The organism is Chryseobacterium vaccae, assembly GCF_009602705.1.
GTDB classification, from domain to species: Bacteria; Bacteroidota; Bacteroidia; order Flavobacteriales; family Weeksellaceae; genus Chryseobacterium; species Chryseobacterium vaccae.
The window spans coordinates 1,658,882-1,672,626 of record NZ_VSWH01000001.1 but is presented as its reverse complement, the minus strand read 5'-3'; the positions used below and the strand labels follow the sequence as shown (position 1 = coordinate 1,672,626).

Annotated in this window: 12 protein-coding genes; 9 read left to right on the top strand and 3 right to left on the bottom strand. The window is 38.6% G+C overall.

Features of this window, described 5'->3' with window-relative positions:
• Positions 1-277: 277 nt before the first annotated feature.
• The 4 genes from FW768_RS07455 to FW768_RS07440 all read left to right on the top strand — a co-directional run bounded on the left by FW768_RS07455 (position 278) and on the right by FW768_RS07440 (position 5,316).
• On the top strand, positions 278-979 hold the full coding sequence (locus tag FW768_RS07455; RefSeq protein WP_153394197.1) for a hypothetical protein: 702 nt from the start codon (positions 278-280) through the stop codon (positions 977-979).
• A gap of 101 nt (positions 980-1,080) precedes the next feature.
• A complete protein-coding gene (locus tag FW768_RS07450; protein WP_153394195.1) occupies positions 1,081-1,965 on the top strand; it encodes an urea transporter in 885 nt (294 codons plus the stop codon).
• Between the two features lie 78 nt (positions 1,966-2,043).
• Positions 2,044-4,290, top strand: a complete 2,247-nt coding sequence (locus tag FW768_RS07445; protein ID WP_153394193.1) for a TonB-dependent receptor — start codon at positions 2,044-2,046, stop codon at positions 4,288-4,290.
• Between the two features lie 138 nt (positions 4,291-4,428).
• Complete coding sequence (locus tag FW768_RS07440; RefSeq protein WP_153394192.1) at positions 4,429-5,316, top strand: helix-turn-helix domain-containing protein; 888 nt, start codon at positions 4,429-4,431, stop codon at positions 5,314-5,316.
• A 112-nt stretch (positions 5,317-5,428) separates the two neighbouring features.
• Here FW768_RS07440 and FW768_RS07435 read toward each other — a convergent pair whose 3' ends face one another.
• Genes FW768_RS07435 through FW768_RS07425 form a run of 3 tightly spaced genes read right to left on the bottom strand, consistent with a single transcriptional unit; the run spans position 5,429 to position 7,171 of the window.
• A complete protein-coding gene (locus FW768_RS07435) occupies positions 5,429-6,535 on the bottom strand; it encodes a DNA topoisomerase IB (RefSeq protein ID WP_153394190.1) in 1,107 nt (368 codons plus the stop codon).
• 9 nt (positions 6,536-6,544) lie between these two features.
• The gene (locus FW768_RS07430; RefSeq protein ID WP_082377001.1) at positions 6,545-6,712 is read right to left on the bottom strand and encodes a phosphatidate cytidylyltransferase; all 168 of its coding nucleotides are present in this window, start codon (positions 6,710-6,712) and stop codon (positions 6,545-6,547) included.
• A gap of 21 nt (positions 6,713-6,733) precedes the next feature.
• The gene (locus FW768_RS07425; protein WP_153394188.1) at positions 6,734-7,171 is read right to left on the bottom strand and encodes a DUF6526 family protein; all 438 of its coding nucleotides are present in this window, start codon (positions 7,169-7,171) and stop codon (positions 6,734-6,736) included.
• Between the two features lie 339 nt (positions 7,172-7,510).
• Between FW768_RS07425 and FW768_RS07420 the strand changes: the two genes are divergently transcribed.
• The 5 genes from FW768_RS07420 (at position 7,511) to mnmE (ending at position 13,648) form a co-directional block, all read left to right on the top strand.
• Positions 7,511-9,280: an aminopeptidase P family protein gene (locus tag FW768_RS07420; protein ID WP_153394186.1), complete on the top strand. Its 1,770-nt coding sequence runs from the start codon at positions 7,511-7,513 to the stop codon at positions 9,278-9,280.
• 444 nt (positions 9,281-9,724) lie between these two features.
• A complete protein-coding gene (locus FW768_RS07415) occupies positions 9,725-10,285 on the top strand; it encodes a Crp/Fnr family transcriptional regulator (protein ID WP_153394185.1) in 561 nt (186 codons plus the stop codon).
• 101 nt (positions 10,286-10,386) lie between these two features.
• A complete protein-coding gene (locus FW768_RS07410; protein ID WP_153394183.1) occupies positions 10,387-11,400 on the top strand; it encodes an NAD-dependent epimerase/dehydratase family protein in 1,014 nt (337 codons plus the stop codon).
• Between the two features lie 5 nt (positions 11,401-11,405).
• On the top strand, positions 11,406-11,984 hold the full coding sequence (locus tag FW768_RS07405) for an NAD(P)H-dependent oxidoreductase (RefSeq protein ID WP_153394181.1): 579 nt from the start codon (positions 11,406-11,408) through the stop codon (positions 11,982-11,984).
• Between the two features lie 278 nt (positions 11,985-12,262).
• Entirely contained in the window at positions 12,263-13,648 is a 1,386-nt protein-coding gene (mnmE, locus tag FW768_RS07400; protein ID WP_153394179.1) for a tRNA uridine-5-carboxymethylaminomethyl(34) synthesis GTPase MnmE, read from the top strand.
• Positions 13,649-13,745 lie beyond the last annotated feature (97 nt).

The following is a 13,745-nucleotide window of genomic DNA, read 5'->3' as shown; positions in this document are numbered from 1 at the left end:
GAATAGATGCAGCGAAACCTTATAGGTTTTCAAAAACCTATAAGGTTTGTAAAGAGATCAACAAAAAGTTAAGAATTGGAGCGGGCTTTAGCCCGCGTTAATGAAAGAAATTCGCCAGAACCAGATATGAAAAATGAACATAATTTAAAACATGATCATCTGTGGAAAATGCAGAGAAAAATATTCAATAGAGGTGGGCTTCAGCCCACTTAAATAAAGAAGGATATTCCCATTGGCTTTAGCCAAAATTTAAGAAAGAATAATAGAATTAGAAAAAATGGATAGTACAGTTTGGGCGCTTCTGTTGAGTGCCGTTTCAATAAGTTTTATACATACCGCTTCAGGGCCGGATCATTACCTCCCGTTTATCGTTATTTCAAAATCTAAAAAATGGAGCGGAATGAAAACCGCCATACTCACAGTAGTATGTGGATTCGGGCACGTATTAAGCTCCCTTATTTTAGGCTTTATCGGAGTTTTTCTTGGATGGCAGCTGAATAAAATTTCATGGTTTCAGGATATCAGGGGGAATTTTTCGGGATGGGCCTTGTTGATTTTCGGAGGGGTTTATCTGATATACGGATTGGTTCAGGCAGTAAGAAACAAGCCTCACAAGCATTTTGATGTCATGGGTGATGATGTATACGTGTATGAACACAATCACACTGAAATGATAATGCCTCAGAAAAGAATTAAGGTAACTCCGTTAGTCCTTTTCATGATCTTCGTGATGGGGCCGAGTGAACCATTGATTCCTTTACTGTTCTATTCCGGAGTAAAGCATTCCATGTCTGAAATTGCTGTCCTTGTGACCTCATTTACTGCAACAACAGTTCTTACCATGCTGGGAATGGTTCTTCTGGGACGTTACGGATATTCAACCTTATTTAACACAGAAAAACTGGAAAGATATATGGGAGTGGTCAGCGGGGCTGTGGTTACCGTATGCGGTGTCGGAATGGTCTTTCTGGGGTGGTAAGATAAATGAAGAGTGCTTCAAATCTCAAATCTCAAATCTCAAATCTCAAATTTCAAACGTCAAATCTCAAATCACCCTTCATTAATATAATTAAAAAAACTATGGACGAATTTTTCAAAAAAATCCCTTTTATAGACAATATTTTAAAAGGAATCGGGCAGATTATGCTTCAGGAAAATCGGTGGACCGGGCTCCTGTTTCTTATCGGTATCTTTATCGGAAGCTGGCAGGGCGGTGTTGCTGTATTGTTGTCAACAGCAGCCGGAACTTTTACCGCAATGAAGTTAAAGTATAACCCATCTGAAATCAATGCAGGATTGTACGGCTTCAGTGCAGCATTGGTAGGTGTGGCTTTATCTTTTGTATTTCAGGCAACGTTTCTAATCTGGGTGCTGATCATCATAGGAGGTGCTTTGGCTGCGGTAATCCAGCATTTTTTTATCGTGAAAAAAATTCCGGTATTTACCCTTCCGTTTATTCTGATTACCTGGGTATGTGTCTTTGTATTACATCATTTTACACAGATTCCGCCATCAGAAATGATGTCTGCGCCGGCTGGACCTGCAGATTATGATGACTTTTTGACCTGCACCAACGCATTTGGGGAAGTAATTTTCCAGGGGGGAATTCTATCGGGAATCATTTTCTTTGTGGCGGTTTTCATCAGTTCTCCGGCTGCCGCATTGTATGGTTTTGCGGGGGCAATCTTGGGTTCCTCTCTCTCTCATATGAACGGGGAACCCATAGAGAAAATCCATATGGGACTTTTCGGGTTTAATGCGGTGCTTTCTGCCATCGTCTTTTCAGGATTTAAAAAGATCAACGGATTATGGGTTTTAATTGCAGTAACAATTACTGTGGGCATTGATGACCTGCTGGTAGACCATAATACATTGAGTGAAGTAGGAGGGGTGCTTACATTTCCTTTCGTTGCCGGAACATGGATCACGCTTCTGATCCAGAAAATGTTTAAAGTAAAGAAATAGATAAGCCCTGAGGTTCCTCATCTTACCTCTAAAAATCATAAATACATTTAAAAGAAAAATAACAATAAATCAATCAAAATGAAGATAACTAAAATAGCAGCAGTGTTTCTGGCAATGGCTTTCAGTGGAAAAATAATGGCACAGGAAACAGAAAAGCAGTTGCTAATAAAAGATGCAGATGACAAATTTCCCATTGCAGACGTTCTCGTAAAGTATAACCACGGAAACAGCCATACCCATTCCGGAACAGACGGTATGTTCAGTATACCCACTGCTTCACTTCCTGATACACTGGTGATCAGCCGCCAGGGATATGATGAGGTAAAATGGGCCGTAGCCAATGATGAAGATAAAAATAAAGTTATTTTTTTACAACATAAGCCGTTTCAGATCTCTGAAGTAGCCATCAACCACAGCTCTTTTTTATCCGCGATTACCAAAGTGGATCTGAATAAATTTCCTGTAAATTCAGCTCAGGACCTGCTGAGAAAAGTACCGGGGCTATTTATTGCCCAGCACGCAGGAGGCGGGAAGGCCGAACAGCTTTTCCTGAGAGGATTCGATGCAGATCACGGTACCGATGTAAGTGTGAATGTAGACGGAATGCCTGTCAATATCGTTTCCCATGCTCACGGCCAGGGATATTCAGACCTTCACTTCGTTATTCCGGAAACAGTAAATAATATTGATTTCGGGAAAGGAGCTTACTATATGGACCGTGGAGATTTTAATACCGCCGGATATGTGGATTTTCAGACCTACAATGGTTTGAAAAACAGTATGATCAAGCTGGAAGGAGGTTCATTCAACTCAAAAAGAATCTTGGGAATGTTCAATATCCTGCACGATGATGCCGGCCGGAAAAATGCTTATGTTGCCGCGGAATACAATTATACAGACGGTCCTTTTGATGTAAAGCAGAATTTTAACAGGATTAATATTTTCGGAAAGTACAATCAGTGGATCACAGATAATGATTATTTCAACATCCAGTTCTCCACCTTTAATTCTTCCTGGAATGCTTCCGGACAGATTCCTGAACGTGCGGTAGATGAAGGAATCATCGGCAGATGGGGAAGCATTGATCCTTCAGAAGGCGGAAAAACCTCCAGAACCAACCTTCAGATGAATTTCAAACATATTATTTCATCTTCGGAACAGATTGATGCCATGGCTTTTTATTCAAAATATAATTTCAATCTGTATTCTGATTTTACTTTTTATTTAAAAGATAAAGACCACGGTGACGAGATCCACCAGACCGACGGAAGAAACATTTACGGAACCGAAATAAAATATACTAAAAACTTTACACTGCCGAACAGCTCATTGAATTGGATCTCAGGCGTAGGGTTTAGAAATGATGACATCAATACACTTCAGCTGAACCATGTATATCACAGGGATCTGCTGCTGGACAGAATGGCGGATGTAACCGGAACGGAAACCAATCTTCATGCGTATTCAGGATTGATCTGGAAAATAGGAAAATGGACGATCAACCCGGCATTAAGAGTAGATCATTTTATATTCAATATGCATAACCTTCTGGATCCTGAACAGCTTCCGTCCGGACAGTCAAAAGAGGCTACCAGACTAAGTCCTAAGTTAAACTTCTCCTATGCCCAGAATGACAATGTAATGTGGTTCCTGAAAACCGGAATGGGCTTTCACTCCAACGATTTAAGAGTGGTTGTTCCGAACGCAGATCAGAAGACCCTTCCGTATTCTATCGGTGCAGATTTCGGAGTAAGATTACATCCCTTCAAATCTTTGATCATTACCCCAACATTATGGTATATGGATTTGCAGCAGGAATTTGTGTATGTAGGAGACGATGCGGTGGTAGAGCCTTCCGGAAAATCAAGACGTTTTGGGGCCGATCTTGGAGTACGTTTCCAGCCATTGGAGAACTTCTATCTGAATGCAGATGTGAACTATTCCCACGCCAGATTCATTGAAGAAGAAAAAGGAAATGACTACGTCCCATTGGCTCCTGTAGTCACCAGTACAGGTTCCGTAAACTGGGATTTCCTTAACGGATTCTCTCTGGGATTACAATACAGGTACCTTGGTTCAAGACCTGCGGTAGAAGACAACAGCATCAAAACGAAAGCTTACTTTGTTAACGACCTTATGCTTTCTTACAACCGCCAGAAATGGGGAGCTAATCTTCAGGTGAATAACCTTTTCAATGTAAAATGGAATGAAGCGCAGTTTGCTACAGAAACCCAATTGAAAGGCGAAGCAGAGCCTGTGACAGATCTTACCTATACTCCCGGAAGCCCTTTCGGAGTGAGGGTAGGTGTGTATTATAAATTCTAAAATTTGAGAGTTTGGAAATTTGAGAAGGGGTAATGAAATTTTTTTTCATCATTTTCAAATTAACTCATTTTCAAATTTCCAAATTATCTCCTTTTTCCTGAATAAATTTTATTAACTTTAAATAATCATTAAACGGATATGGAAGTATTATCCAATTTTCAGTATAAAAAACTTTTCCTCCCGAATATCACGGAGAAAATACTAGCTAATAATGCGGATATACAGCTTTACCGGATAGAAAATTACCTTAAAGGAATCCTGATGCCGGTAATCCCTTACCGTACGACCTTTAACTTCATTATTTTTGTAACTAAAGGACACATCAGACAATATCTTGAAAATAAAGAATATCATGCTGAAAAAGGTGGTGTTATTTTTATCAAACAGGGAACCATAACAGCTACCGTGGAACTTTCCGATGATATTGAAGGGTTCTTTCTGGCATATGAAAATAATATTCTGTCTGAACAGGAGCTTCCGAAACACAAAAGCAGCATCTTCTTTATGACACCTTTCCTGAACCTGGACAGCCTCACTTATGGAACGATTACCCAGCTGCTTCCGATCATGGAACAGGAATTATGGCTGAATAGCCTCAATATCAACGAAGTGGTCGTTACCATGCTGCATCTTATTCTGGTGAAAATGCTCAGTACAGATTCCGATTCGCATCATAAATCAGCCACCCGCCCGATGGAACTGTCTCTTCAGTTCCGTGACCTTCTTTTTAAATACCATGTGATAGAAAAAAGAGTAGCCTTTTATGCTGATAAGCTTTCTGTGACAGAAAGTTATCTCAATAAATGTGTGAAAAACGTTACCCAGAAATCTCCGAAACAATGGATCAATGAAATAGACATCAATTATAGCAAGGCTCTCCTTCATTCCAGTAAAGATATTGCTGAAATCGCTTATGAACTGAACTTTCATACAGCTTCACATTTTACCCAGCTTTTCAAAAAAATTGCAGGAATTACCCCTAAAGAGTACAGAACACAGTTTTTGAAGAACAGGATTCCGGTTTGATGTAAATATCAATAGTGAATTTTGCTGGGCAAGTTAATGGTGAATTATAAAAAAGTGCCGTAAGGAAATTCACTGCAAAACAAATTGCCCATTCACAATTCATTCATCTTTATCACATTTTCTCGTTTTCTAAAATTTTCAGCACAAGTTTTTCTTCCTGTGTCAGGTCTGCTTTCCCGTCATTTACTTCAATTTCTTCAAGCTCGTCGAGATATTTTTTTAGGGTATTGTTTTCATAAAGATTGATAACCAGCGGGTGAACGTAGTATTTTTTGCATACGGTGCTGGTGTTTCCCAAGTGTCCTGCAACAATTTCCAGAGCTTCTTTCACTTTCTTTTTATACTGGGAATCATTTTCTGCATAGCCTATCTCTTTAAATGCAATGAGAGCACTCACTGTTCCGGACCATGTTCTGAAATCTTTGGCCGTAAAATCTTCACCGCTTATTTCTTTAATGTAATCATTCACCATTCCTGAGTCTATGGAATGACGGTTTCCCTCTTCATCGATATACTGAAAAAGCTCCTTTCCTGGAATATCCTTGCACTTCTGAACAAGCCTTGCAAGTCTTCTGCTTTTGAGGTCCACATGGTGCATGATTCCCTTTTTTCCTTTGAATTCAAACGTAATTTTTTGACCGTTGATCTTCACATGTCTGCCTTTTAATGTCGTTAAGCCGAAAGAACCATACAGCTTTTCGTAGGCATTATTGCCGATCCTGATATTGGTACGCTGCATCAGACTGACGATCAGAGCCAGTATTTTTCTCTTTTCAAAATTTCTCAGAGCGAGATCCTGCTCTACCTGAAGCCTTATATCCGGAAGCGCATATCCGAACTGAAGCATTCTATAAAATTTGGTGTGATTTCTCAAAGCACTCCAAAGTGGATGATAGCGGTACTGTTTCCTTTTTTTTATATCGAAACCTGTGGCCTGAAGATGACCATTTTCCAGGGCACATATCCATACATTTTCCCAGGCGGGAGGAATCACCAGCTTATTGATTCTGTTGATCTCGGTCTTATCTTTGATCTTCTCACCGTCTTTGAAGTAAGAATATTTTTTTCCGGTTTTCTTACGGATAATTCCGGCGGTTTCTGCATCGGTGGTATATACAAGATGTACCGCCTTTGCAGAAGCTTCCGGATCATTCATGATTTTTACAATTTTTGAAGGTCTAAGATGAGAAATAATCTCTGTGTCTGCATTCTTCTCCATAAAAAATGGTTAAGAGTTTTTACCCCTCGAAAAGATCAGTAAAAGAATAACTACAATGGCGCAGACTAGGATAATTCCCCACCACATTCCAGCCTTAAAAATTGTTTCTACTGCTTCACAGCTCGTTAGTGTCAACAAGCTGAGTATCGTCATACTGTATAAGCTCAACTTTTTCATGATGTATATATTTTGGATGTGTTAAATTCTATAGAGATCAGGTTTCCATCGCTTAATGGATCTTTTAATCTCATCCCCGGAAATGTTTTCGTGAATAGCCCGGTTCAGAAGCTCTTTAAATTCATCATCATAAGCAAATCTCAGGGCGGCAATCTGGTCAAATCTTAATTTTTCAGCTGTTTCATCAGATCTTTCACCGAAAATCTCAAAATATCGCTGTTTAAACTCAAGCCTTACCATACGGTTTTGAAGCCCCAAAGCGTAATGTTGTCTGGTCATGAAAGCCAGATAGAAAAGCAGAAATACAACAATAGAAAACAAAATCCAGATGAGTTTATTTTCGGGATCATCCCATATTTTATACATTCCAAAGACTTCAAGAAGGATAAGCAAAGGAAGATATATGAAGTGATGCGGCGGATAAAATTTCCTGTGATTGTTATAATTCTGTATTTTCATATTATAGATGTAGCAATAATCTTTCCAAAATTTTACATTATTAATATTAAATTCGATTTTGTAGTATCTTAAAATTTACAATATTTCAAAATATGTTTACTCAATATCTTATTCAAACCTTACAGGTTTCCAAAACCTATAAGGTTTATATTGCCGCCCTCATCTGCAGATCAGAAAGAAAATATCTGCGCAAAGATCTGTGTCATCTGCACAATGCGTGGGAAATTTTTTTAACTACAACAGGCACAACAGATTTTAGTTTTATCCCCAAAAGTTCACAAAGTTTACATTTTTAGAGCTTAAATTTTTCGTAACTTTCGGTGTTTAAAAAAGAAAAGAATGACTTCAAAGGAAAAAGTTGCTGCACTTCGTCAGGAAATGCAGAAAAATAATGTTGATGCATTTATAGTATATTCTGCAGATCCTCATATGAGCGAATATCTGCCTGAAGAATGGCAGGAAAGAGCATGGCTGTCAGGGTTTTTAGGTTCTGCCGGTTTTGTGGTAGTAACAAAAGATAAAGCAGGTCTCTGGACAGACGGAAGGTATTTTACCCAGGCTGCCATTGAACTGGATGGTTCCGGAATTGATCTTTTCAAGGATGGAATGGAAGGAACCCCTAATTATATCGACTGGATTATTTCTGAAATTCCAGCTGGTGGTAAAGTCGCTTTAAATGCTAAGGCAGCTTCACATGCCAATTGGCAGCTGCTTTCACAAAAATTACAATCCAAAAATCTGATTCTGGAAGACCTTCCTCTTTTAAAGGAAATCTGGAAAGACAGAGGCACCCCTTCGAAGAATCCTATTTTCGTACATCCGTTAGAAAGAGCTGGAAAATCTGTTACCGATAAGCTTGGGGCCATCCGCCAGAAAATGGAAGAGCAGGATGCTACGGTTCATGTAATTTCAAGCCTTGATGATGTTGCCTGGACACTGAATTTAAGAGGAAGCGATGTGGAAAGTAATCCCGTATTCTTAGGTTATATTGTGATTACAAAGAACGATGCGGTTCTGTTTACAGATCTTGAAAAACTGGAAGTAGAGACCAGAAAACAAATGGATGATTCATTCGTAAAAATGATGCCTTACGAAGAATTTTACAACTATTTGAAAGCTTTTAAAAATGAAACCGTGTTGGTATCGCCTAACAGCAATCAGCAGATCTTTGAAACATTAAAAGCAGACAATCAGTTTATTAAAGCTCCGGTTCCGGGTAACCTGATGAAGGCCCAGAAGAACGAAGCTGAACTGGAAGGTTTCAGAAAAGTAATGGTGAGAGATGGTGTGGCTATGGTAAAGTTTCTTTACTGGCTGACCCATAATGCGGGAAAAGAAACTATGAACGAATATTCAATCGGTAAAAAGTTGAGAGGGTTCCGTGCAGAAGGTGAAAACTTTGTGGGCGAAAGCTTCGGAAGCATCATAGGATATAAAGATAATGGTGCTATTATGCACTATTCTGCAAAAAGTGAAGGAAGCAAAGAAGTGACGAATGATGCGAGCATACTGGTAGATTCAGGAGGTCAATATCTTGAAGGAACTACCGATATTACCAGAACATTGGCTTTGGGAGCGGTTTCTGAAGAATTTAAAAGAAACTCTACTCTGGTACTTCAGGGTATGATCCGCCTGTCCATGGTGAAATTCCCGAAAGGAACAAAAGGAGTTCACCTTGATGCCGTTGCAAGACTTCCGCTGTGGATGGAAGGTAAAGATTTTAACCACGGAACAGGTCATGGAGTAGGAAGCTTTATGAACGTACATGAAGGTCCTCAGAATATCAGAAAAGATCTGAATCCCCAAGATCTTCTGCCGGGAATGGTATGCTCAAACGAGCCGGGATATTATCTGGAAGGAGATTATGGAATCCGTCATGAAAACCTTATTGCGGTAAAAGAAGCAGAAAAAACGATTCACGGAACTTTTTATGAGTTTGAAACCTTGACGTTCTGCCCATTCTTTAAAGATACCATTGTAAAAGAAATCCTTTCTGAAAAAGAGATTGCATGGCTGAATGATTATCACAGAACCTGTGAAGAAAAAATCGGCCCTTATCTTGAAGGAGAGGTAAAGGAATGGTTCCTGGCTCTGGTTAGCCCACTTTAAAATTGAGAAAGGGGGAGTGTGAATAGTGAATATAGAACATTGAACCTGAAACTTTAAACCCAGAACTCAAACCCAGAACATTATAATTGTTAGATAAAACAACCAAAGTCCTGCAGCTTTTCTGCAGGGCTTTTTTATATTGTACAACCGTATTTTTACGGAGATAATTTTAGGGATTTTCCTGAGGCAGATCTGTCCTGAGGTATCTATCTTTGCTTCAGTAAAAGAGACATCAATCATTTCATATCTTCATATATAACTTTAGTAAATTCAAAGCAGTAAGCCGTTTCGTCCTGAAATGGCTTTTTTCTATATTGATCCTCATTTCTGAAGCTTCAAAGTAAAAAGTAATTATATAAGAGTGTAAAGTAAAATCAAGAGATTTGTTTAATTTAGCAGAAGTTTACAGGGAGTTTCATATTCCTTAACCGCAATTAAAAAGATATGATAGAAGATTACTTCCGGAGCTTTAAGATATTTTCAGAAAAAGAGATCGGGGATTTTTTACAGCTTTTTGAATCAAGAAAAGTATATAAGAATGATTTTTTTGTACAGGAAGGCCAAAAGTGCAAAGAGATCGCATTTATAATTTCCGGAATTTTCCGGTCTTTTTATATTTCAGATCAAGGGAAAGATATGACCTATTGTTTCAGGTTTCCCAATCAGATGATGGCTGGGTATTCGTCTTTTATTTCAGGATGTCCCAGCCGGGAAAACATGCAGGCCATTACCGATGGGGATCTGATGATTTTAAAAAAAGATGCCGTGGATCAACTCGTCCGGGATGATCTCAACTGGACCAGATTTTTAAAAATGATCGCTGAAGAAGAATATCTTGAACTTGAAAACCGGTTTTTCCAACTGCAAAGGGACAATGCAGCACAACGGTATGAAACTCTTCTCGGTAACCAGCCGGACTATATACAGAAAATCCCGTTACAATATCTGGCTTCTTATCTTGGAATTACTCAAAGACATCTCAGCCGTATCAGAAAAGAAATATAATTATTACTTACTCATATAATATAACAGATACAGGATTTCGTTTTTAGACATTTGTCCTGTATTTGGGAGAGGGAGCTCTATAATTTTGTAAAAAAATAATTATGGAGCACAATATTCTGATCGTTGGAGGTAATGGTCTTGTAGGTAAAACAATGATTCGGATTCTGAAAGAAAGAAATCCGGATGTTAATATTTTCATTGGTGGAAGGAAAGGAGGTAAAACAGAAAATGACCTGAAAATTGATGTTACTGATCCCGGAACTTTAAAAAAAATTACAGATCATCGTATTAATCTGATCATTCTTTCGGTGAATGACCAATCTGATCATATTCTTAAGTTTGCTATAGCCAACGGGATTGATTATTTAGACATCACCAAACCTACTCCCGATCTTATAAAAGCATATGATATCGCTAAAAGCAACACTGTCCGCAGTAGGATTGTATTCAGTTCCGGCTGGATGGGCGGTATTGTAAACGGGTTGGTGAAAACACTTTCGGATGAGAAAGATATACTGGAAGTAAAGCTATTTGTATACTATTCTGTGAAGGATCTTGCCGGAGAAAGTTCAGCACATTTTATGGCAGAAAATGTAGCTAAGCCTTTTGTCCGGTATGAAAATAACAGCCCTGTTTCCATAAAACATTTCCTGGATGCTGAAGATTTTAATTTTTCTTTTGGAATTGGAAAAAGACAGGCTTATAATTTCGATGTACCGGATCTGTATATTTTAAATCAGATTGAAAAAATACCCAATGTAAGCGTTAAGATGACCTACAATTCAAAGCTGATCACATGGCTTTTGGGGGCATTTCAAAAAATAAGGCTTTTTAATATCCTTTCGTTAAAGGAAAGAAAAATGATTTTCGGATCGAGTGGGAACGGAGATCAGAGTATATTTGAAATCGAGGTGAAAACAAAGGATGGGCATAAAAAATTAAGTCTGCAAAGTCTTAAAGGACAGGCTGAATTAACAGCATTTTCTGCTGTGCTTCATATGGAGGAATTGCTTATGAACACTCATGAAAACCGTATTTATTTCAGTCATCAGCTTCATCAGCCGGAGATCCTGCTTAAAAGGCTTAAAGCCTACGAAACGATCAGTATAAACTAATATTTATGAAAAAAATAGCCATTATTAACGGACATCCCAATAAAGATTCTTTCAATTTCGGGATTGCGAAAGCTTATAGAGAAGGGGCAAAACAGTCCGGAGCTGAGGTGAAAGAAATTACAATAGCAACTTTGAACTTTGATCCTGTTCTGCATTTTGGATATCAGAAAAGAATGGAGCTGGAACCGGATCTTCGTAAAGCCTGGGAAATTATTCAATGGGCGGATCATCTGGTTTGGGTCCATCCCGTCTGGTGGGGCGGTATGCCTGCATTGATGAAAGGATTTATCGACCGGATTTTTCTGCCTGGATTAGCTTATAAATACAGAGATAATTCGGTCTGGTGGGACAAATTGTTGACAGGTAAAACAGCCCATATCATTACCACGCTGGATCAGCCTGGTTGGTACTACCGTCTTTTTTATGGCCGGCCAAGTATTAACCAGCTGAAAAAATCAACACTGGAATTCTGCGGCATCAAACCGATAAAGGTTACCTATATCGGAATTATAAGAAACTCTACAGAAGGACAGCGGAATAAATGGATTAAAAAAGTAGATAAGCTTGGTAGAGCTTTGAAATAATTGTTTTGATTCAGATATTATTCATGGCAAAAGTTACTTGCATTTAAAATCTATATGAATGTCGGCACATATTATATTCTGTTATATTTTCAGGTATCTTAAAAACATTATAATGATAAAAAACTTGTTTCTTTTGCATTAATCAACATAGAATTGTGTTGTAATATTTTAATTATTCTCACCAAAAAAATTAGCTTTAAAAACACCAATCAGGCCAATAGACAATTCAGATAAGCTGCTTCAATAGAAATTATTCCGAAAAAACGTAAATTTGCACCATGAATAACGATACGATTTGCGCACTGGCTACAGCCAATGGAGTAGGGGCTTTAGGGATTATCAGAGTTTCCGGGAACGATGCTTTACCGGTTGTTCAGAAAAGTTTTCCAGGTAAGAAACTGGAAAAACAGAAATCCCATACCATTCATTACGGATATTTTATGGATGGTGAAGAGGCTATTGATGAGGTTATGCTGTCTATTTTCCTGGCTCCGAAAAGCTTTACAACAGAAAATTCTGTGGAAATTGCTTTTCACGGCTCTCCGCACATCGGGAAACGTATTCTGGAAACCCTTATAAAAAACGGGGCAAGAATGGCTAAGGCAGGGGAATTTACCCTTCGTGCCTTTATCAATGGAAGAATAGACCTTTCACAGGCAGAAGCGATTGCCGATGTAATTGCCTCTGAAAATGAAGCCTCCCGAAAAGTAGCTATCAACCAGCTGAAAGGCGGAATTACCAATGAAATATCGTTATTAAGAACAGACCTTTTGAATTTTGTTTCTCTGATCGAGCTGGAACTGGATTTTGCCGAGGAAGATGTGGAATTTGCAGACAGAACAGCCCTTAGCGGATTGTTGGATAAAATTGAGGTGAAATTAAGTTCTCTTATTGAAAGTTTCCAGTACGGAAATGCCATCAAAAACGGAACAGCCGTTGCCATCATAGGAAAACCCAATGCCGGAAAATCTACTTTGTTGAATGCTCTTTTGAAAGAGGAAAGAGCCATTGTAAGCAATATTGCCGGAACGACAAGAGATACCATTGAAGAAGTTCTTCATATTAAAGGTCATGCCTTCCGATTGATTGATACAGCCGGACTTCGCGAGACTATGGACGAAATTGAAGCCATTGGAGTAAAAAAAGCCAAAGAAAAGGTTGAAAATGCCAATATTCTGGTATACCTTGCCGATGCTGCCACTGAGGACTATTCGGAAGATATTGAAATGATCCGGTCATTGTTGAGAGAGGATCTGAAGCTGATTATCTGTGCTACCAAAATTGATGAGGTACTGCCTCCGAAGTATGAATCGGTAGAAAATATTTTCAGAGATGAAATCTCCCAAGAGTTTGATTTTATCAGAATTTCAGCAGTGGAAAATCAGAATATCCAGGATCTTAAAAATGAATTGTCATCTTATGTAGAACATTTAAAAACCCAGGAAAATAATGTGGTAATCACCAATCAACGTCATTTTGAAGCTTTACAGAAGTCAATGGATGCCGTACATAAAGTAAAAGAAGCTATTTCTTTCCAGATCTCTACAGAGCTGCTAGCCTATGAGCTGAGAAACGCTTTGGAATATCTTGGCGAGATCTCTGGTGAAGTGACGAACGATGAGGTACTGGGGAATATTTTTTCTAAGTTTTGTATAGGGAAATAGAATGCAATCTTTTCATAAGTGCTCTTTGTCATTCGGGTGGGTTGTTTCGGACAAGAGTAAGCTTAACACCATTAAAATATAAATATTTAGCTAAAAG